Origin of the sequence: Sphingomonas gei (assembly GCF_004792685.1) — a bacterium.
In the GTDB taxonomy this organism is placed as follows: Bacteria; Pseudomonadota; Alphaproteobacteria; order Sphingomonadales; family Sphingomonadaceae; genus Sphingomonas; species Sphingomonas gei.
On the sequence record NZ_SRXT01000007.1, the window covers coordinates 18,701 to 39,354 of the forward strand.

20 protein-coding genes are annotated in these 20,654 nt (G+C 67.3%); 15 read left to right on the forward strand and 5 right to left on the reverse strand.

All coding sequences use genetic code 11. The annotated features are described in order from the left end of the window. Positions 1-13: 13 nt before the first annotated feature. A complete protein-coding gene (locus tag E5A73_RS16975) occupies positions 14-634 on the reverse strand; it encodes a DUF1287 domain-containing protein (RefSeq protein ID WP_206366528.1) in 621 nt (206 codons plus the stop codon). Positions 635-907: 273 nt separating this feature from the next. Here E5A73_RS16975 and E5A73_RS21930 point away from each other — a divergent pair, with 273 nt between their 5' ends. After that, positions 908-1,435 (forward strand): EF-hand domain-containing protein, encoded by a 528-nt coding sequence (locus E5A73_RS21930; RefSeq protein WP_135965048.1) that lies wholly within the window; start codon positions 908-910, stop codon positions 1,433-1,435. Between the two features lie 72 nt (positions 1,436-1,507). Here the strand turns inward: E5A73_RS21930 and radC are convergent, their stop codons facing one another. Both radC and E5A73_RS16990 read right to left on the reverse strand, forming a co-directional pair. Then, positions 1,508-2,188, reverse strand: coding sequence for a RadC family protein (gene radC, locus E5A73_RS16985; protein ID WP_135965049.1), 681 nt, complete (start codon positions 2,186-2,188; stop codon positions 1,508-1,510). Positions 2,189-2,253: 65 nt separating this feature from the next. Next, positions 2,254-3,024: a hypothetical protein gene (locus tag E5A73_RS16990; RefSeq protein ID WP_135965050.1), complete on the reverse strand. Its 771-nt coding sequence runs from the start codon at positions 3,022-3,024 to the stop codon at positions 2,254-2,256. A 213-nt stretch (positions 3,025-3,237) separates the two neighbouring features. On the opposite strand from E5A73_RS16990, the gene E5A73_RS16995 reads away from it, so the two are divergent. From E5A73_RS16995 to E5A73_RS17025, 7 genes are all read left to right on the forward strand, one after another. Further along, positions 3,238-3,555 (forward strand): AtpZ/AtpI family protein, encoded by a 318-nt coding sequence (locus E5A73_RS16995; protein ID WP_135965051.1) that lies wholly within the window; start codon positions 3,238-3,240, stop codon positions 3,553-3,555. A gap of 39 nt (positions 3,556-3,594) precedes the next feature. Beyond that, positions 3,595-4,377 (forward strand): F0F1 ATP synthase subunit A, encoded by a 783-nt coding sequence (locus E5A73_RS17000; RefSeq protein ID WP_240700235.1) that lies wholly within the window; start codon positions 3,595-3,597, stop codon positions 4,375-4,377. A 47-nt stretch (positions 4,378-4,424) separates the two neighbouring features. Further along, positions 4,425-4,652 (forward strand): F0F1 ATP synthase subunit C, encoded by a 228-nt coding sequence (locus tag E5A73_RS17005; protein WP_044330387.1) that lies wholly within the window; start codon positions 4,425-4,427, stop codon positions 4,650-4,652. A gap of 122 nt (positions 4,653-4,774) precedes the next feature. Beyond that, entirely contained in the window at positions 4,775-5,266 is a 492-nt protein-coding gene (locus E5A73_RS17010; RefSeq protein ID WP_135965052.1) for a F0F1 ATP synthase subunit B family protein, read from the forward strand. Then, on the forward strand, positions 5,259-5,900 hold the full coding sequence (locus E5A73_RS17015; RefSeq protein ID WP_420822586.1) for a F0F1 ATP synthase subunit B family protein: 642 nt from the start codon (positions 5,259-5,261) through the stop codon (positions 5,898-5,900). Before E5A73_RS17010 ends, E5A73_RS17015 begins: the two co-directional genes overlap by 8 nt. Before the next feature lie 167 nt (positions 5,901-6,067). After that, positions 6,068-6,304: a hypothetical protein gene (locus E5A73_RS17020; protein ID WP_135965053.1), complete on the forward strand. Its 237-nt coding sequence runs from the start codon at positions 6,068-6,070 to the stop codon at positions 6,302-6,304. Between the two features lie 148 nt (positions 6,305-6,452). Beyond that, on the forward strand, positions 6,453-8,333 hold the full coding sequence (locus E5A73_RS17025; RefSeq protein ID WP_135965054.1) for a response regulator: 1,881 nt from the start codon (positions 6,453-6,455) through the stop codon (positions 8,331-8,333). A gap of 130 nt (positions 8,334-8,463) precedes the next feature. On the opposite strand, the gene E5A73_RS17030 is transcribed toward E5A73_RS17025, so the two are convergent. Beyond that, positions 8,464-9,210 (reverse strand): class I SAM-dependent methyltransferase, encoded by a 747-nt coding sequence (locus E5A73_RS17030; protein WP_135965055.1) that lies wholly within the window; start codon positions 9,208-9,210, stop codon positions 8,464-8,466. 209 nt (positions 9,211-9,419) lie between these two features. On the opposite strand from E5A73_RS17030, the gene uvrC reads away from it, so the two are divergent. The 7 genes from uvrC (at position 9,420) to E5A73_RS17060 (ending at position 19,363) form a co-directional block, all read left to right on the forward strand. Then, positions 9,420-11,342, forward strand: a complete 1,923-nt coding sequence (gene uvrC, locus E5A73_RS17035) for an excinuclease ABC subunit UvrC (RefSeq protein WP_135965056.1) — start codon at positions 9,420-9,422, stop codon at positions 11,340-11,342. A 105-nt stretch (positions 11,343-11,447) separates the two neighbouring features. After that, positions 11,448-14,243, forward strand: coding sequence for a DUF3857 domain-containing protein (locus tag E5A73_RS17040; RefSeq protein WP_135965057.1), 2,796 nt, complete (start codon positions 11,448-11,450; stop codon positions 14,241-14,243). 230 nt (positions 14,244-14,473) lie between these two features. After that, entirely contained in the window at positions 14,474-15,430 is a 957-nt protein-coding gene (locus E5A73_RS21630; RefSeq protein ID WP_206366529.1) for a polysaccharide deacetylase family protein, read from the forward strand. Next, positions 15,427-16,368 (forward strand): GNAT family N-acetyltransferase, encoded by a 942-nt coding sequence (locus E5A73_RS17045; RefSeq protein ID WP_240700236.1) that lies wholly within the window; start codon positions 15,427-15,429, stop codon positions 16,366-16,368. Before E5A73_RS21630 ends, E5A73_RS17045 begins: the two co-directional genes overlap by 4 nt. 65 nt (positions 16,369-16,433) lie before the next feature. Continuing rightward, positions 16,434-17,165 carry a DNA repair protein RecO gene (gene recO, locus E5A73_RS17050; protein ID WP_135965059.1) on the forward strand — a complete coding sequence of 244 codons (732 nt, stop codon included), beginning with the start codon at positions 16,434-16,436 and terminating at the stop codon, positions 17,163-17,165. A gap of 45 nt (positions 17,166-17,210) precedes the next feature. Next, complete coding sequence (gene leuB / locus E5A73_RS17055) at positions 17,211-18,263, forward strand: 3-isopropylmalate dehydrogenase (protein ID WP_135965060.1); 1,053 nt, start codon at positions 17,211-17,213, stop codon at positions 18,261-18,263. Further along, a complete protein-coding gene (locus E5A73_RS17060) occupies positions 18,260-19,363 on the forward strand; it encodes a glycosyltransferase (RefSeq protein WP_135965061.1) in 1,104 nt (367 codons plus the stop codon). Before leuB ends, E5A73_RS17060 begins: the two co-directional genes overlap by 4 nt. A gap of 9 nt (positions 19,364-19,372) precedes the next feature. Here the strand turns inward: E5A73_RS17060 and E5A73_RS17065 are convergent, their stop codons facing one another. Continuing rightward, on the reverse strand, positions 19,373-20,623 hold the full coding sequence (locus E5A73_RS17065; protein WP_135965062.1) for a phospholipid carrier-dependent glycosyltransferase: 1,251 nt from the start codon (positions 20,621-20,623) through the stop codon (positions 19,373-19,375). Positions 20,624-20,654 lie beyond the last annotated feature (31 nt).

Consider the following 20,654-nt stretch of genomic DNA (forward strand, 5'->3'; position numbering starts at 1 on the left):
TAGCAAGCGCGCCCTAGACTTTCCAGCGGAAGCGCCCGGTGATCGGCCAGTCGCGCAATGCATCCTCCTCGCGCGCGCCGCGGCCGATATTGTGGAGGATCCTCGGCGCGTGCGCGCCGGGCACGTCGGAGACCAGGCCGATATGCGTGGCAGCGCCGCCGACGATCGACGTGAAGATGTCGCCGGGCTGCCAGCCCTTGCCGTCGGCGGGGATGGGCAATTGCGCTCCCATCCGCGCGAGGAAGACGGCGAGGTTGGGCACGCGGCGATGATCGATGCTGGGATCGGGCCGCTTCAGGCCCCATTTCCTCGGATAGGCGGCGAACGCCCTGCGCATGTCGGCATGGACCAGCGCCTGCAAGTCGACCCCGAAAGCGTCGCGATAGGCGCGGATCAGCACGTCGGTGCACACGCCCTTGGCGCGCGGCACGTCGCCGTTCGGGAAGGCGAGGGCGGTGTAGGCCGGGTCGTAGCGCAGCGTCGTGCCGATCTGGGCGCGGGCGACGGCGATCAGCTTGCCGGCCCGGTCGCTCGATTGCAGGCGCGACTGGGGGGCGGCCGCGGCGGGCGCCCGTGTGCCGCACGCGCTCAGTCCGGCGGCGATACCCAGCAACAGCGTTCGGCGATCGATCATCATGCCATCCTGCACGAGCCGTTGCCAGTGCGCCACAGCGCAAACGAAATGCGACGAAACGTCAAATTCCAGAGATGAGCTGTTCACCGGTCGTTCATGCCGGGGAACAACGGCTTCAGTTCATAGGTTCATGTTTGTGAATAGGGACAGTTCATCCGCTCCACCAGCGTAGATCGGCAGGAGCGAACACCAGGAGCTACAACAATGCTGAAGACAGTTCTTCTTGCTACGTCCATGCTTATTGCTGCGCCGTGCTTTGCGCAGGACAAGCCCGTGACCGAAACTACGCAAACCAAGCCGCAGGCGCCGGCATCGACTCAGCCGACGGCACCAGCTCCCGCGACGACCGACGACGCCGCGCCGGGCACGCAGGGCGCGGGAACGGCCGAGGCGCCCGCCGCCGAGCCTGCGCCGGCGACCGAGGCCGCACAGCCCACGCCGAACCAGCCGGCGCCTGCCCAGCCCGTAGCTGCGCCGGCCACGACGGTGGCGCCCGCATCAGCACCGGCCCAGCCGGCCGCGGCTCCGGTGCCCGCCAAGCCGGCGGCGACGCCCGAGCAAGTTTCCCAGGCAGTGACTCGCGACTTCGGCACGTACGACAAGGATGCCAATGGCAGCCTGACCCAGGCCGAGTTCGGCGCGTGGGTGGGCAATTTGCGCAAGGCGTCCGAGCCGAGCTTCGTGCCGGGCTCGCCGGAAGCGAACACCTGGCTCGGCCAGGCCTTCACCGCCGCCGATACTGACAAGAACAAGACGGTCAACCAGGCCGAGCTGGCGACTTTCCTGACCCCCAAGCCCTAAGTTTCGTCGCGCACCGCATGGCGCATCCGAACGGCCGCCGGATTGTCTCCGGCGGCCGTTTTCGTGCTGGCTCTAAATCAGTCCCTGTGCGCGCAGGCTGGTATGGCCCTCCGCGCCGAGGATGATGTGATCGTGCACCGCGATGCCGAGCCGCTTGCCGGCTTCGGCGACCTGGCGGGTGATCTCGATATCGGCGCGGCTGGGCGAGGGGTCGCCCGAGGGGTGGTTGTGGACGAGGATGATCGCCGCCGAGCCGAGGTCGATCGCGCGGCGGATGACTTCGCGGACATAGACCGGGGCCTCGTCGAGCGAGCCCTCGTTCATCAATTCGTCGCGGATCAGCATGTTGCGCGCGTTGAGATGGAGCACGCGAACGCGCTCGATCGCGTGGTGCGCCATCTCGGCGCGGAGATAATCGAGCAAGGCCTGCCAATTGGCAAGCACCGGCCGCGCGGCGACCTGGCCCCGGAGCAGGCGCAGCGCCGCTGCGTGGGCGGCCTTGAGCGCAGCGACGCTGGTCTCGCCCATGCCGGGGATTCGGGCGAGCGCCTCGGCATCGGCGGTCAGCAGCCCGGCGATGCCGCCGAACTCGGTTAGCAGCGCCTTGGCGAGCGGCTTGGTGTCGCGCCGGGGGATGGCGAGCGCGAGGAGATATTCGATGAGCTCGTGATCGAGCAGTGCATCGGGGCCGCCTTCGAACAGGCGCTGGCGCAGGCGGGCGCGGTGGCCGGTGTTGTCGGGCTCGGTCGCCATCCCGCCTGTATAGATCAGCGCGTGCGCAAGTCGATCCGCCGGAAGTTTATCGGTTCCGGGGGGGCTCACGAATGCGCGGTCATCACCGCGAGCACCCGCTCCGCCTGTTCTGCCGGGAGTCGATCGAGCGCCTGGGTGAGGATCACGCCGGTCCGGCACTGATCGGTCTCGCTGAGCGCGCGCGCCGCGGACCCGTCGAGAAAGGCGGCGAGCTGGCGGTCGCCGAGGCCCGCGCGCTTCATCTGCGTGACCAGCGCCTCGCCGTCGGCCGGCGCCAGCGTGTCGACCTGGCGCTTCGCGGGGGTTTTCTGGCCCGCCGCGATCGCGCGGAACTGGACCGCGCCGATATCCGCGAGCAGCTTCTGGACCTTGGGCGACGGCGTGCTGCCGGGCTGGATCGCCGAGAAGGTATATTGGGCACACATCTTGTCCGATTCCGCGGCCAGCCCGTTCATCAGCGCGGCCTGACTCTTCTGAAAGGCCTGGAGCTCGGGAGAGGGCGCTAGCGCCAACTCGCGGACATGCGCCTTGCGGAATGCCGCCATCCGATTGAAGCCGAGCAGATTGAGCGAGGCGGGCGTGGCACCGGCACGATGTTGCGCGACCATTTCGGTTTTCAGCGCGGCATAGTCGTTCGGGAAATACTGGCGAAAGGCCTGGAACATCGGCCCCATGGTCGGATCGTTCTGCACCGCGGTTTCGAACTCGGCCTCGAGCTTTCCGGGGCGGTTCTCGAAGCTGTTCCATGCCAGTTTACCTAGAAAAAAACCGGCAATTACGGCGATCAGGGTGCCGAGAATCTTGGCTGCCGATGGATTTCGGACTGAAGCGGCCATTCGCATTCCTTTGTGTCTTGGAAATCCCGTTGCCGTTGCCGGCCACCCGATCTAGCCGAGAAGCCGCGCGGCTGGGAAGCGCCTGCGCAGCCCTCGGGTTCGGGCGCTGGTGTTGACTCGGACCCGAGCCCTTCCTAAAGCGCCCCTGCCTTGGCGGGCTCGCCGCTCGGCACATGCGTCTGGCCTGCCGGAAACGGTTGATAGGAGAGGCAATTGGCCGAGAACGAGCCCGGACTGGACCCCTTGCCCGAGGATGCCCGCCTGAACGCGCTCGACGCGCGATTGCGGCGAGCAAAGACGGAAGAGGCGATCAGAAGCGGCGCCGTGGATACCAAGGGCGATGCCAGCTATCGCCTCGGGAACCGCGTGCTGGCCGAACTGATCGGCAGCATGGTTGGAGGGGCAGTGATCGGCGGTACGCTCGATTGGCTGCTGGGAACCTCCCCATGGCTCCTGCTCGTGCTCCTGTTCCTCGGAATAGGCAGTGCGTTCAGGAACATCATCAGGATTTCGAACCAGCGCTCGAAGTAGCTCTTCGGGCGCTTTGGCTAATGAAACGGATCAACGCGCGTGGCGGCTGAATCAGGCAAGATCGACCCGATGCACCAGTTCGAGGTGCAGACGATCTGGGACGGCTTCAACATAGCCGGGCACCAGATCGCCTTCACGAACTCGGCACTGTGGATGTGCATCGCGGCCCTCGTCCTCTGGGCATTCATGCTCGGCGGCATGAAGCGTGCCGTCGTGCCCGGCCGCTGGCAGATGCTGGTCGAGAATTTCACCGGCTTCATCGATTCGATGCTGGCGCAGAATATCGGCAAGGAAGGGCGGGCCTATCTGCCTTATATCTTCTCGCTGTTCATGTTCATCCTGTTCGCCAACGTGCTCGGGCTGCTGCCCTTGGGCCTGGTCGGCATCCACCCGTTCACCTTCACCAGCCACTTCACCGTCACCGGCGTGCTGGCGATCCTGAGCTTCTCGATCGTGCTGATCGTCGGCTTCTGGAAGCACGGGCTCAAGTTCTTCAGCCTGTTCGTGCCGCACGGCACGCCTTTGTGGCTGATCTGGCTGATCCCGGCGATCGAGTTCGTCTCGTTCATGGTACGCCCGTTCAGCCTGGGCCTGCGACTGTTCGTCGCGATGATCGCCGGGCATATCCTGCTCAAGGTGCTCGCGGGCTTCGTGATCAACGCCGGCAATGCCGGGATCATCCCCGGCCTCGGCGTCGGCATCCCCAGCTTCGCATTGATGGTCGGCATCTCGGCGCTCGAGATCCTCGTCGCCGGCATCCAGGCCTATGTCTTTGCCTTGCTCACGTCGCTGTACATCAACGACGCCGAGCATCTGCACTGAGTTTTTCCGTAACGTTATCAACTGAATACACGCAGGAGTGATTTGAAATGGACGCAGAAGCAGCAAAGCTCATCGGTGCGGGTCTCGCGGCGATCGGCGCCGGCATGGCCGCCATCGGTGTGGGCAACGTGTTCGGCAGCTTCCTCGAAGGCGCGCTGCGCAATCCGGGCGCGGCCGACGGCCAGCAGGGCCGCCTGTTCATCGGCTTCGCGGCTGCCGAGCTTCTCGGCCTGCTCGCGTTCGTCGTCGCGATGATCCTGATCTTCGTCGCGTAACTAGATCCACCCCGTTCGGGCCGAGCTTGTCGAAGCCCGGGCGCCCCACAGGCGAAATGCCTGCGGATAGGCGCCCTTCGACAGGCTCAGGGCGAACGGGGGAGGACTGACACGGAAACCCAATGCCTCAGATCTCCCAACTCGCCGAAACCTTCGCGTCGCAGCTGTTCTGGCTGCTGGTGACGTTCGGCTTCGTCTTCTTCGTCGTGGGCAAGATGATGCTGCCCAGGGTGATCTCGACGGTCGACGCGCGCGATCAGTCGGTCGCCGGCGACCTCGCGGCTGCCGAGGCGGCGCGTGCCGCTGCCGATCAGGCGGAAGAGAATTGGCGGGCTGAGGAAAATGCCGCACGCGAAGGCGCCCAGAAGCGCATTGCGGAGGCGCGTGCCCAGGGCAATGCCGCGGCCGCGCAAAGGCTCGCCGCGGCGCATGCCGAGACCGACGCGCGCATCGCGGCAGCCGAGGCGCAGATCGCCGCGGCGACAGCTGCGGCGAGCGACGAGATCGAGGCCGTGGCGGCCGATGCGGCACGCGACATCGTCGCGCGCTTCTCGGGCGCCGAAGTCACGGCCGCAGAGGCCCAGAATGCAGTGAAGGCGGCGCTCAATGGCTGAGGCAGCAACTCCCGTGACGACCGATCCCGTTGCGCAGAACCTCACCGCCGCCGAGCATGGCAAGGGCATGGCGGTTCCCGAAACGGGCACCAAGGCAGTGACGATCGAGCATGGCGGGCCGAGCGAGGCGCATGCCGATCCGTCGCTGTTCGGGGTGCTCGACGCCACCGTCTGGGTGTCGATCGCGATGGCGGTGTTCATTGCGATCCTCGTCTGGAAAAAGGTGCCCGGGCTGATCACGCGCGGACTCGACAACCAGATCGCGGCGATCCGCACCCGGCTCGACGAAGCCAAGGCGCTTCGTGCCGAAGCAGAAGCGCTGCGCGACGAATATGCGCGCAAGATCGCCGGTGCCGAGGCGCAGGCGCAGGCGATGCTCGCCCATGCCGGCGAGGAAGCCAAGGCAGTGCTCGCCAAGGCCGACGCCGATGCGACCGAGCTGACTGCCCGTCGCGCGCGCATGGCCGAGGACAAGATCGCCGCCGCCGAGCGCGCCGCGATCCAGGCAATCCGCGCCAAGGCGGCCGATGCGGCGACTCGCGCGGCGGCGGCGATCATCGCCGAGAAGCACGGCGCCCAGGCCGACAAGGCGCTGGTCGACAAGACCATTTCGGGGCTCGGCCGGCTCAACTGAGACTGCGGACCTTTTGCCTGATCCGTTCCCCCCGCAAAGGCAGGGGGCCAGGCTCGACAAATCCGGTGCGCTGGACTGTCCTCTCGAACAGCATCGCGGCTGGGCCCCGGCCTTCGCCGGGGAACAGTGCGCTTCAAACTTGCGGGATCACTCGCTAAGGCCGGGCGATGGCTCCTCAACAACCTGACAAGCAGCCCCCTCGCCGTGACGGACAGGGCGCCATACGCTGGCTCGGGATCGGTGGCGGGATTTCGCTCGTGCTGGCGGTGCTTGCCGCCCTGCTCGCCTGGCAGCGTGCGTCCGACGAGCATCGCGCGGCGCACGACGTCAAGGCCCGTGTCGAAGCCGAGATGAACCGAATCGAGGCCGAAGCGCGAAGGATCGAGCGCGAAGCATCGAAATGAATGCATCCGCCGCGGGAACGGTGTCCGTCGTTATATTGACGTTTACGTAACTCGCCGGATTTTCGGTAGTTGGCTTTAACTTCGCCGTTGATCTGATTCGGCGGCGAATTCATTTGCTCTTGTTGCCGCGCTGGGCAAAGCGAATGCGATGATCCGGAAACGCCTGAGGGTAGACCGCGTCGCGCTGCTATTGGGGCTGGCTCTGATCTGCGCGGCGGTTGCCGGCACCTTCCTGCTGCTTCGCGCCGACCAGCGCGCCGATGCCGCAGTCGTCGAGACGCTGCGCGTCCAGGAGCGGCTGAACAGCCTGATCACGCGTGCGCAGGAGGCGCTGCTCGGCGAGAGCGGCTATCTGATCGCCGGCGACGAGCGCTTCATCGGGCGTTATGGCGAGGCACGCGACAAACTCTATGTCGAACTTGCCGCGCTGACGCGCCAGGTTGCCGGCTATCCGGCGCAGAGTGCGGCGGCGCGGCGGCTGGATCGCTGCTGGCGCTCGCGGCTGGCTTATACCGACGGAAGAGTCGCGTTGGTGCGCGCGGGACGGGCGGAGGAGGCCCGGCGCTCGCTGCGCATGGTGCTCGACCGGCCGATCACCGACCGTTGTCGCGCGATCGTGGCCGCCTTGAAGGCCGAAGCGGTGCGGCAGTTCGGCGTGCAGCGCAAAGCGGCGGATCGCCAGGCGACCTTGCTGTCGGGCTGGTTGCTGCTGTGCGCGGCGGCAGTGATGGCGTTTGCGCTGCGCTCCACTTTGATGGCGCTTTCTACCGCGAACAAGGTCTCGGCAGCGCGCGATCAGTTGCTCAACGCCAATGCGCGCCTGCACGAAGAGGCGGCGAGCCGCGAAGCCGCGGAGGGCGAGTTGCGCCAGCTGCAGAAGATGGAATCGATCGGCAAGCTGACCGGGGGGATCGCACACGACTTCAACAACATGCTGGCGATCGTGATCGGTTCGCTGGATCTGGCCCGTCGCCGGATCCAGCACGACGTCAAGCGTGCGCAGGAGCATATCGACACTGCGATGTCGGGCGCGCAGCGTGCCGCCCAGCTTACCTCGCAGTTGCTCGCGTTCGGGCGCCGCCAGCCGCTCGCGCCCAGCGCGTTCGATGCCAGCCAGCTGATCCGCCGTCTGTCCGAACTGCTGCGGCGGACGATCGGCGGCACGGTCGATTTCCAGATCGATCCGGCGAGCGGGCTGTGGCCGATCTGTGCCGATGTCGGCCAGCTCGAGAGCGCGCTGGTCAATCTGTCGCTCAATGCGCGCGACGCGATGATCGATGGCGGCAGGCTGGTCGTCAGCACGGCAAACGTAACGCTCGATCGCGCTTACGCGGCGGCGCATCCCGACGTGGCGCCCGGCGACTATGTCCGCATCACCGTGCGGGACAGCGGCGGTGGGATGCCCGCCGACGTGCGCGATCGGGCATTCGAGCCCTTCTTCACCACCAAGCCGATGGGCAAGGGCACGGGGCTCGGGCTGAGCCAGGTCTATGGATTCGCCAAGCAATCGGGCGGCCATGCCGCGATCGAATCCGAGCCCGGCAAGGGCACTGCGATCAATCTCTATCTCCCGCGCCACAAGGGCAAGGTAGCCGCGACCGAAAGCTGGCACGCCGGACCGGAAACGCGGCTGCCCGGCGCGCAGGGGAGCGAGATCGTCCTCGTCGTCGACGATGAGGACAAGGTGCGCCAGCTCGCGGTCGATGCACTGCGCGAACTCGGCTATATCGTGCTGTCGGCACCTGGCGGGGAATCCGCCCTGACCTTGCTCGAAACCCAGCCGCGCGTCGATCTGTTGCTTACCGACGTGCTGATGCCCGGGATGCACGGTACGCAGCTGGCGGCGCAGGTCGAGACGCGGCGCCCCGAGATCAGGCTGCTCTACATGAGCGGCTATCCGAGCGACGGGATCGTCAGTGATGGCGTGGTAGCGGACGGCGTCGCGTTGCTGTCCAAGCCATTCACCGTCGCGCAGCTTGCCGCCAAGGTGCGGCTGGTGCTGGATGGCGAGAAGGCGGCGACCGCTTAAAGTTGGATCCACTTGCGTTGCAGCAAGCCAGTTCCCCTGCGAAGGCAGTGGCCCGGAGGCCAGAGCGCACCGCTTGTAACCCTGGTCCCCCTGCTTTCGCAGGGGATCGGATCAGGTGACTGGATCAAACTCAGCGCGGCTTGCGGAAGCGGAAGACGAACTGGTCGGTCTTGCCGCGGATCGACGGGTCGAACACGATCGCGGTGTGCGGATCGGCGGCGTTGGCGAGCAGCGGCAGGCTGCCGTCGAACTTGAACCCCGCGGCCTGGATTTCCGCGCGCGCCGCCGCCGGATCGATGCGGTGGAGCTTGTCGGGCGCGGTGAAGCCGGGATCGTTGGCCGCGACGTGATCGACCACCAGCAGCACGCCGCCCGGCTTGAGCGCATCGTAGAGCCGCTTGGCCATCGCCGCGGCGAAGCCGGGGGGCGACATTTTGAGGTGGAGATCGTGCCAGTTCTGCACCGTGACGATCGCGTCGAGCGGCTCGGCGAACTTCACGGTGCCGAGCGAATCGCTGAGCGGCGTGACGTTGGCAAACCCCGCGACGGCGGCTTTCTGCTCGTCGCCATACGCCGCACGGTACTGGATGAACTCGGCGGGCTGATAGGCATAGACGCGACCTCTGGGGCCGACGGTCCTGGCGAGGATCCGAGTGAAATAGCCGCCGCCCATGATGAAGTCTGCCACCTTGTCGCCCGGCTTGACGCCGGCGAAGGCGAGCAGTTCGCCGGGATGGCGGGCGGCGTCGCGCTCCTTGTCGGCGGCCGGGCGGGCGGAATCGGCGAGCGCGGCGGTGACCGCGGGGGAGACGGCCTGGGCTTGGGCGGCGAGCGGGGCGGCGAGTGCGAGCAAGGCGACGGAAAGGGTGAGCTTCATGGCGACTCTCCTGCGGTGTCTTGCAGGGTTATGGCACCTATTTTCTCGCTCGTCACCTGCGGTGCTCCTGCGATAGCAGGAGCCGAGAGTCGCGAAGGAGGGGCGCTTGTGATTCTGGGCTCCTGCTTACGCAGGCGCACTGAGAAGGTGGGTACGAACGGCGGCATAACGGGTAGCGAGGCGAGCGCGGACTCCCTAAGTCGGTCGCAATGTCCGACCCCAATTCCCCCAACCGATTCAACGAGGAACAGGCCACCTACGCCGTGCGCGGCGAGGGGGCGCCCGATCTCGACGCGGGCGTGGCCGCGATCCGCAACGTGCTCAAGACGTTGCCGGTGCGGCCCGGCGTGTACCGGATGCAGGATGCCCGCGGCGACGTGCTGTACGTCGGCAAGGCGCGGGCGCTCAAGAATCGGGTGAACAATTACACTCAGGTCACAAGGCTGTCGAAGCGGCTGCAGCGGATGGTGGCGCAGACGCGGTCGATGACGATCGTCACGACCAACAACGAGGCCGAGGCGCTGCTGCTCGAGGCACAGCTGATCAAGCGCTATCGCCCGCCGTACAATGTGCTGCTGCGCGACGACAAGAGCTTCCCGTTCATCCTGCTGCGGCAGGACCACGCCTTTGCGCGGGTCCAGCTCCATCGCGGCGCGCGGCGCTACAAGGGCGATTATTTCGGGCCGTTCGCGGGGGCGGGGCAAGTGCGCAAGACGCTCAACGCGCTGCAGAAACTGTTCCTGCTGCGCAGCTGCACCGACGGCTTCTTCGCGACGCGCGACCGGCCGTGCCTGCTCTACCAAATCCGCCGCTGCTCGGCGCCCTGCGTCGGCCGGATCGATGCGGACGCCTATGCCGAGCTGGTGAACGATTCGCGCGACTTCCTGATGGGCAAGAAGACCCAGGTCCAGGCTAAGCTCGGCGCGCAGATGGAGGCGGCGGCGGCGAATCTCGATTTCGAGCTGGCGGCGATCCTGCGCGACCGATTGAAGGCGCTGACCTTCATCCAGGGCAGCCAGGCGATCAACGCCGAGGGCGTCGGCGATGCCGACATCTTCGCGCTCGCCTGCAAATCCGGGGTGATGGGAATCCAGGCCTTCTTCATCCGCGGCGGGCAGAATTGGGGGCATCGCAGCTTCTTCCCGGCGCACACCGCCGAAGTGCCCGAGGACGAAGTGCTCAGCCAGTTCCTGATGCAATTCTACGAGGAAGTGCCGCCGCCCAAGACGATCTTCGTCGATCGCAATCTCGAGGAGGCCAAACTGATCGCCGAGGCGCTGGCCGAGCGCGCGGGGCACCGGGTCGCGCTCGGCGTGCCGCAGCGCGGGCCGCGCCGCCGGCTGCTCGAACAGGCGCAGCGCAACGCGGTCGAGGCGCTCGACCGGCGGATGGCCGAAAGCACGACGCAGGCCAAGCTGCTCGCCGAAGTCGCCGATCTGTTCGAACTGCCCGAGCCGCCCGAGCGGATCGAAGTCTATGACAACAGCCATATCCAGGGGACCAGTGCGCTCGGCGCGATGGTGGTCGCGGGGCCGGAGGGGTTCCAGAAGGGCCAGTATCGCAAGTTCAACATGAAGCGCCCTGAGACCATTGCAGGCGACGATTACGGGATGATGCGCGAGATGTTCAGCCGGCGCTTCGGCCGCGCGCAGGACGAGGATCCCGACCGGACGCAGGGCAATTGGCCCGACCTGGTGCTGATCGACGGCGGGCGGGGCCAGCTCAACGCCGTCAAGGGCGTGCTCGAGGATCTCGGCATCGAGGATGTCTGCCTGGTCGGCGTCGCCAAGGGGCCGCATCACGGGCGCGACGGGCGCGAGGTTTTCCACTTGATGGACGGGCGCGAGCTGACCCTGCCGGTCAATTCGCCGGTTTTGTTCTTCCTCCAGCGGCTGCGCGACGAAGTCCACCGCTTCGCGATCGGCGCGCATCGCGACAAGCGCAGCAAGGCGATCGGGGCGAGCCCGCTCGACGAGGTTCCGGGGATCGGGCCGGCGCGCAAGAAGGCGCTGCTGATGCATTTCGGCACGGCGCGGGCGGTGCGCGGCGCGAGCCTCGAGGATCTGCGCAAGGCGCCGGGGGTGTCCGCGGCGGTGGCACAGCAAGTGCACGACTATTTCAATTCGCGCTGAACGCGCGGGCATCTGCATCGAAGCTGCACTGGAATGGCACGCGAACGGCTCTTGAGTGCGGCGCGGCAAAAGCGCTAGCGTCGAGGCACTTGATCGGGGGATTGCATGCTGGGGCGAATGACGGTGGCGGCGGTGCTGGTATGCGCGCCGGCGATGGCGTGGGCGGGGGACAAGCCGCTCTATCAACCGGCGCCGGCCTGGGTGAAGCCGGCACCTCCGCTCGACGTCTCCAAGCTCGGCGATGCGGATCCGATCCTGCTGGTGATGGACCAGCAGCAGCGCTTCGCGAATGGCGAAGTCTCGGTCTATGCCGACATGGCGATGCGGATCGCCTCGCCTCAGGTGCTGACCCAGGCCGGCACGGTGCCGCTGCCCTGGGACCCCGCCAAGGGCGACCTGATCGTCCATCGCATCGAGATCCTTCGCGGTGCCGAGCGGATCGACGTGCTGGCAGGAGGCAAGCGCCTCCAGGTCCTCCAGCGCGAGCAGCAGCTGGAACGCGCCACGTTGAACGGCATGCTGACCGCGACGCTGCCCGTCGAGGGGCTGCGGGTAGGAGACGTCCTGCGCGTGAATTTCTCGATCACGCGCAAGGACCCGGCGTTGCACGGCCATGTCCAGTCGATGGCGCAGTTGCTCCCGGCACCGATGCGGCTGCAGTTCGGCCGCGTGCGCCTGCTCTGGCCCAAGGCGATGGACCTGCGCTGGCGCGCCTACAGCAAACTGCCCGATCTCAAGCCGGTGACCACGCCGGACGGCTATAACGAACTCGTCATCGACTTGCCGACGGCCAAGCCGGCGGACGTGCCGAACGACGCGCCGCTGCGCTTCCGCCCGTTGCCGCTGCTCGACGCCACCGATTATGCCGACTGGGCCGATCTGTCGCGTGACATGGCGCCGCTGTACGGCACCGAGGGCAGCATCGCGCCCGGCGGCCCGATCGCCGCCGAAGTCGCGCGCATCGCCGCGGCGACTGCCGATCCGCGCCAGCGCGCCGCCATGGCGCTCGAGACCGTGCAGGACAAGATCCGCTATCTGTTCCAGGGCATGGACAATGGCGACTATGTTCCGCAGGCGCCCGCCCAGACCTGGTCGGCGCGCTACGGCGACTGCAAGGCCAAGACGTTGCTGCTGCTCGCGATGCTGCGCGCGCTTGGGATCGAGGCCGAGGCGGTGGTGGTGAGCACCGATATGGGCGACCTGGTGTCGAAGCGGCTGCCGATGCCGGGCGCGTTCAACCATGTCATCGTCCATGCCACGATCGCCGGAGAATCGCTGTGGCTCGACGGCACCGGCGGCGGTTCGCGGCTCGAGGATCTGGGCGACGTGCCGCCCTTCCGCCACGCACTGCCGCTGCGCCCTGCGGGCGGTGGGCTGATCGAAATGCCGCTGCGACCCAACACGCGTCCGATCACCGATGCCGAAGTCGAGCTGGACGGTCGCGCGGGCGTGCTTTTCCCGATGCCTTATACCGTAAGGGTGACGGTGCGCGGCGCGCAGGCCGAGCTGCTCCGCGTGGTCGCCGCGCAGGCGGGCAAGGAGCAGCTCGACAAGAGCATCGACAATCTGGTGAGCGGATTGCTCAACGAGCCCGAGACCGTCGAGCGCAGCTTCAAATATGACGAAGCCAGCGCCAGCGCGATGATAACGGCTTCGGGCATCACGTATCCGAACTGGTCGAAGGAGGATGGCCGGTATCGCGTGGCGCTGGACAATGCGGTTTCGGGCATCACCTTCTCGCCCGATCGGGCGCGTCCGGCGTGGCGCGAGATCCCGGTGAGCAGCGGCGACTATGCCGATACGCGCGTGCGGACGCGGATCCGCCTTCCAGGCGGCGGCGGGTTCGAAACCGAGGGCGACCGCACGCTGCCGGCGACGCTGGCCGGCGTGGCGCTCAAGCGCAGCGTGACGCTGGACGGCGGCGTGCTGACCGTCGACGATCGCGCGGTCACCGGCATCGCCGAAGTCAGTCCGGCAGACATCCCGGCGACGCGGGCCCAGGTGGCGCAGGCCAAGGGGCGACTGCTCAAGGCGATCGCGCCGAAGGAGACGCCGCCGTTATATCTGCAGGTGGAAGCGGCGCGGCGCGGCAAGGCGCTCGATCCGATCCTCGCCGTCTACGCGAAACAGATCGCACAGGCGCCCGACGAGTCGAGCAGCTATTCGGATCGCGCCTGGTTCCTCGACCGCATCTATGATCGCAAGGGCGCGATCGCGGACCTGACCAAGGCGATCGCGCTCGAGCCGACTGCCGATCGCTATCTATGGCGCTCGCGGCTCTATTCGGCGCTGAAGGACGATTCGCATGCCATGGCCGACGCGCGCGCAGCGCTCGAGATTGATCCGGGTTCGGCATCGGCGGTGGGGCGCGTCGCCGAACTGCTTGCCGAGCAGGGCAAGCGCGACGAGGGTCTCGCAATGCTAGCCGAACGCGCCGACCAGGGCGGCGACGACAAGAACAGCTATGTGAACAGCCAAGCGACGTTGCTCGCCGGTGGCGGGCGTTTCGACGATGGCATTGCGCTGCTCGACACGCTGATCGCCTCGGCGCCGGGCAAGGCCGATCTGCTCAACTCGCGCTGCTGGCTGAAGGCGACCGGCAATGTCTCGCTCGACACCGCGCTCAAGGATTGCAGCAAGGCGATCGAACTGGCCGAAAGTCCCGCGTCGATCCTTGACAGCCGCGGTCTGGTCTATTTCCGTCTCGGGCGCATCGACGATGCGCTGGCGGATTACGAGGCGGCGCTGGAGCAGGTGCCCGACATGGCCGCCAGCCTCTATATGCGCGGCGTCATTCGCAAGCGGACGGGTGCCGGCGGCGGCGACGCCGATCTCGCCGCCGCGCGGATGATCGCGCCGCGGATCGATGAGGATTATACCCGCTACGGGATCAAGCCGTAGAGCGGAGCGCCAGTCACTTTTCCTCCCTCGGAGCGTAGCTCCGGGGGAGGGGGGCCGCCCGCGCAGCGGGTGGTGGAGGGGGAGTGGTCGCGTGCCGTACGCTTGCGGCCAGACCCCCTCCGTCGCGCTGCGCGCGCCACCTCCCCCCGCTCCTGCGGAGCGAGGGAGGAACTGCGGTATCCTGAATGTAGATTGGGAGTTTCTTCACTCGGGCATATTAGGAAGGCAGCATGCCGACGCGTGTGTTCCTGACTGTCGATACCGAGCTGATGTGGCGTCACCATGTTGCCGGGCTCGCCCCCGCGACGATCGTCCAGCGCTCGCTCGAACCGGCGGGCGTGGGGGTTGGCTGGCAGCTGGCGCAGCTGGCGGCGCATGGGCTCAAGGCGTGCTTCTTCGTCGATCCGATGCCGGCGCTCGTCTACGGCCTCGACCCGATCAAGCGCGTGGTGGATGCGATCCTCAAGGCGGGGCAGGAAGTGCAATTGCATCTCCATCCGAATTGGACCGGCGCGCAGGCAGGCGATTGCGGCGCGGCATATGGCCCGTTCGAGCTGATCGACTACAGCCTCGCCGAGCAGCGCGATCTGATCGCCGGCGCGGCCGACATGCTGATCGCGGCGGGGGCGCCCGATCCGGTCGCGTTCCGGTCGGGCTCCTATTCGGCGAGCGACGATACGCTCGCGGCGCTGGCGCAGCTCGGTTTCACCTATGATTCGAGCCACAACGGCTCCGAAAATCCCTGGCCGAGCGCGATCAGCCTCGCGCCGCGCCAGATCGCCCCGATCGCGCATCGCGGCGTGATCGAAGTTCCGGTGACCCTGATCGAGGACCAGAAGGGGCATTTGCGCCATTTCCAGATCTGCGCGCTCTCCGTGGCCGAGATGAAGGCGGCGCTGGAGCATGCGGTGCGCGAGGATCATGCCGCGGTGACGATCGTGAGCCACGGCTTCGAGCTCGCCAACCGCGCGGGGACGCGCGCCAATGGCGTGCATGTGCGGCGGTTCGAGGCATTGTGCCAGATGCTCGCGGAGCGGCGGGACGTGCTGGCGACCGCGCATTTCGCCGACCGGCCGGAGATGGCGCTGGACCGGGACGATGCGCCGCTCGCCCCCAGCGTGCTGCGGACCCGGCTGCGCCAGGCCGAGCAGCTCTGGTCCAACTGGGTCGAGGAACGTGCGGCGTGAACGCAGTGCGCGAAATTGTCGCGGCGCCGCGGCCGGTGCGACTCAAGTTCGAGATCGGCGCGCGGACGTTGTTCACGGTCCGCCGCGCGTTGGTGCGCGTGCCGCTGACCCTGGCCGAGGCGCGCAGCGGATTGGCGCCGGTGCTTCCGCCGATCGATCGCGATGCCGACGGCTATCTGGTGACCTCGCTGCCCGAGGACCGGATGGCGACGCTGGTCGCGGGGGCCGGCGCGATGCTGCCTTTCGTGCGGCAGCGCTACACGCGCTATTTTCTCGATTTCGCGGGCGATTATGACGCCTGGTTCGCCAGCCTGTCGTCGAATGCCCGGCAGGGACTGCGGCGCAAGGCCAAGAAGATCGCGGCGGCTTCGGGCGGTACGCTGGACGTCCGGCGCTTCCGCACGATGGAGGAACTGGTGGCGTTCCATTCGGTGGCGCGCGCGATTTCGGCGACCACCTATCAGGAGCGGCTGCTCGGCTCGGGCCTTCCCGAGGGGGCGGACTTTCTTCGTGCGATGAGCGCGCTCGCCGCCGCCGATCGGGTGCGCGCCTGGCTGCTCTACATTGCAGGCGAACCGGCTGCCTACCTTTATTGCCCGATCGAGGGGGAGACGGTCATCTACGCCTATGTCGGGCATGATCCCAGGTTCAACGACTGGTCGCCGGGCGCGGTGCTCCAGCTCGAGGCGATGCAGGATCTGTTCGGCGAGGGGCGCTTTGCAGCGTTCGACTTCACCGAAGGCGAAGGCCAGCACAAGCGCCAGTTCGCGACGGGCGGGGTGGAATGTTTGGATTTGCTGTTGCTGCGGCCAACGCTGGCCAATCGGGCGACGATGGCGGCGCTGGGCGGGTTCAATCGCGCGGTGGCAGGGGCGAAGCGCTTGGTACAGGGTGCGGGGCTTGCGGCACTGGCGAAGCGGGTGCGGCGGGGCGCCTGACCGGTTCGTCACCCCGGCCCAAGGCCGGGGTGACGGGTTGTTGCCGGCCGGGTAAGCCCCTTCTCATGAACCTGCGCGCCGAAGCCATTCTCCTCAGTGTCCGCGCGCATGGCGAGCATGGTGCCGTCGTGCGTGCGCTCACCGAAAGCGACGGGCTCCAGCCGGGCTATGTCCGCGGCGGGCGGTCGCGCGCGTTGCGGCCGGTGCTGCAGGCTTCGAACCTCGTGCTCGGCGAATGGCGGTCGCGGACCGAGGAGCAATTGGCCGGGCTCAGCCTGGAGCTGATCCACAGCCGCGCGCCTCTGTTCGGCGAGCCGCTGCCCGCCGCGGCGCTGCAATGGGCGACGGCGCTGACTGCGTCGGTGCTCCCCGACGCGCAGCCATATCCGCGGCTCTACTCTGCGCTCGACGGCGTGCTCTCCGCGATTGAGGCGGCGCCGGCCGCGCGGGGCTGGGCGGTGGCTCTGGTGCGCTATGAATTGCTGCTGCTCGCCGAGCTCGGCTTCGGGCTCGATCTCGAGCGGTGCGCGGCAACGGGGCGCAACGACGATCTGATCTTCGTCAGCCCGAAGAGCGGAGTCGCGGTGAGCCGGATCGGGGCGGTGGGATATGAGCGCCAATTGCTGCGGCTGCCGGCCTTTCTGATCGCGGGCGGCGCGGCGGAATGGGACGACATTGTCGACGGGCTGCGGCTGACCGGGCATTTCCTTCAGCGCGATCTGCTGATCGGCAAAGGCGCGGAGATTCTCGCCGCGCGGTCGCGGCTGGTCGACCGGCTGATGCGGGCGGTTGCCTAACGCGGCGGGGAGCGGCAAAGCGGCGTGCAAATATAGGGAAATCGAATGCCGTTGATTGCTGTTCTGCCCGGCGACGGGATCGGGCCCGAAGTCACCCGTGAGGCGCGCCGCGTGCTCGAAGCGCTCGATCTCGGGCTGCAGTTCGAGGAAGCGCCGGTCGGCGGCGCGGGCTATCTCGCGGCTGGGCGGCCGCTTCCGCCCGATACGCTGGCGCTGGCCAAGCGCGCCAATGCGGTCCTGTTCGGCGCGATCGGCGATCCGCGCTTCGATGCGCTCGAACGGCAGTTGCGGCCCGAGGCGGCGTTGCTCGGGATCCGGCGCGAGCTCGGGCTGTTCGCCAATATCCGGCCGGCGGCCTTGTTCCCGGGGCTGGAGGACGCATCGCCGCTCAAGCCCGAGATCGTCGCCGATCTCGATATCGTCATCGTCCGTGAGCTGACCGGCGACGTCTATTTCGGCGAGAAAGGCCGGCGGACCAATGTCGAGGGCCTGCGCCAAGGCTATGACGTGATGAGCTACAACGAAGCCGAAGTGGAGCGCATCGCCAGGGTCGGCTTCGAGATGGCGAAGCGGCGCAAGCGCAAGCTGTGCTCGGTCGACAAGGCCAATGTGCTCGAGACTTCGCAATTGTGGCGCGACGTGGTCAACGAAATGAGCACCGATTATCCCGAGATCGCATTGACTCACATGTATGTCGACAATGCCGCGATGCAGCTCGTCCGGCGGCCGACTGACTTCGACGTCATCGTCACCGGCAATCTGTTCGGCGACATCCTCTCCGACCAGGCGAGCATGTGTGCGGGCTCGATCGGGATGCTGCCGTCGGCATCGCTGCGCGCGTGGAGCGGCGACAACGGCATGTACGAGCCGATCCACGGCAGCGCGCCCGACATTGCCGGGCGGGGCAAGGCCAATCCGTGCGGGGCGATCCTCTCGGCGGCGATGCTGCTGCGGCACAGCCTGAACGACGAGGCGTCGGCGCGGCGCATCGAAAAGGCCGTCGCGAGCGCGCTCGCCAAGGGTGCGCGGACCGCCGATCTGGGCGGCAGCCTGACCACGGCCGAAATGGGCGACGCGGTGCTGCGGGAAATCGTGTGACCTCCGACCTGCTCGAGCTTGCGATCGTCATCCCGACGTTCAACGAGCGCGGCAACGTGCCCGCGCTCGTTACCAGGCTCGATCAGGCGCTCGCCGGCCGCAATTGGGAAGCGATCTTCGTCGACGACAACAGCCCCGACGGCACCGCGCAGGCGGCGCGCGAGCTGGGCCGATTCGACAAGCGCGTGCGGGTGATCCAGCGAATCGGGCGGCGCGGGCTGTCTTCGGCGTGCATCGAGGGGATGTGCGCGACGGCCGCCCCGTTCGTCGCGGTGATCGATGGCGATTTGCAGCATGACGAGACGATCCTGCCGGCGATGCTCGATGCGCTGGAGGGGGACGACAGCCTCGAAGTGGTGGTCGGCTCGCGCTTCGTCGCGGGTGGCGGCACCGGCGAGTGGGACCGCGACCGCGTCGCCAAATCGGCGTTCGCGACGCGGCTCTCGCGCAAGGTGCTCAAGGCCGATCTCAGCGATCCGATGAGCGGCTTCTTCATGATCCGCACCCAGATCGTCCGCGATCTGGTGCCGACCCTGTCGGCGATCGGCTTCAAGATCCTGCTCGACATCATGACCGCGGCGCCGCGCCCGCTCAAGTTCCGCGAACTGCCTTATACCTTCCGCATCCGCACCGAAGGCGAGAGCAAGCTCGATCACGTCGTCGCGATGGAATATCTGATCGCACTCTACGATCGCATGTTCGGCAAGGTCGTGCCGGTCCGCTTCGCGATGTTCTCGGCGATCGGCGCATTGGGAGCGGCGGTGCATTTCGTCGTGCTCGCCGCGCTGTTCGGCGGGCTCGGCTGGCCGTTCCTGTCCGGAACGATCGTCGCCACCTTCGTCGCGATGACCTTCAATTTCTTCCTCAACAATATGCTGACGTACCGCGAGCAACGGCTAAAGGGCGCGCAGGCGCTGATCGGCGGCTGGGTGAGCTTCTGCCTGGTCTGCGCCGTGGGCGCGGCGGCGAATGTCGGGGTGTCGGCGTTCCTGCACAATGTCCAGCACGGCGACTGGCGGCTGTCGGCGCTGGCGGGGATCGCGGTCGCGGCGGTGTGGAATTTCGCGCTGTCGTCGCGGTTCACCTGGGGGCGGTACTAACCCGCTCCCCTACCGCCAGCTGTTGAACCAGGTCCAATGGGTGAAGCCCTGATCGTTGGGCAGCGCCGAGGCGGCGAGGATAGGGTAGAAATAGACGAACATCGCGAGCGCGGCGAAGAGAAACCATTCCTCGCGGCCCTTGCCCCGGCCGCGGTCGAAATGGTGGAACGCCGCCGCGAGCGCGAGGCACAGGAAGATCGCCGAAAGGTGGTAATAATAATAGAAGCCGATCGACTTGGGGATCACGACATAGATGGCAAGGCTGGCGATCCAGAGGAATGCCAGCGCCAGCGGACGGTGCGCCTTCTCGCGGGACCCTGCCCAGAGGCAGGCGAGCACCGCGACCAGCCCGCCCCACATGATCACCGGATTGCCGATCAGCAGCACGCCGCGCTGGGCACCCGCGTCCCATTCGTAGAAATACCAGATCGGCCGGAGCATCAGCGGCCAGCTCCACCAGTCGGATTGATAGGTGTGCTTGGCCAGCACCTGCGTCTGGAGCGCGTACATCTCCTGCTGAAGCGGGATCAGCCCGGCGAGCGTGAGCGGATCGCGTTCGTAGAAGAAGGCGGGAAGGAAGGTCAGCAAATAGGTGGCGATGCTCACCGTGCCGAGAATCAGCAGCCCCACGACGATGCCGAGGCCGGGCCAACGGGCCGGCCTCTTGACGCGGATGACGAGGAAGGCGAGGCCGGCCAACGCGACATAGGGGATCGCCGCCCATTTGGTGCCGACCGCGAGCCCGAGCAGGACCGCTGCGCCGACCCAGCGGCGGCGGACCTGGCGCGGCGTGCCGCGCATCGCCCACAGCATCAACACCATCGCCCAGAGCAGGAACGCGCCGAGGAAGACGTCGAGCATCGCAGTGCGCGCCTGGACGTAGACGCTCTGATTGAGCGCGGTCAGTACCGCACCCACCAAGGCGGCGCGCATCGAGCCGAGCAGCAGCCAGAGGAAGGCGAAGGCGCCGAGCACCGTCGCGGTGCCGGCGAACGAGGAGAAAGCGCGCCAGCCGATCGGATTGTCGCCGAACAGCACGATTCCGGCGCCGATCAGCTCCTTCCCGACCAGCGGGTGCTCGACGTTGCGCGGGCCTTCGAGATCGAGCAGCGCCTGCGCGGCGGGGACGTAATGGACCTCGTCGAACATGATCCGGCTCGGCCGGTCGAGATGGAAGGCGAACAGCGTTTGCGCAGCTAGCCCTAGCAGGAGGGCGACGAGATAGGGGCGAGTGCGGAGAGCCTTGAGGCGGTCGAGCATGGTTGCGGGTGGTAGCGTGTTGCGCCCGTCC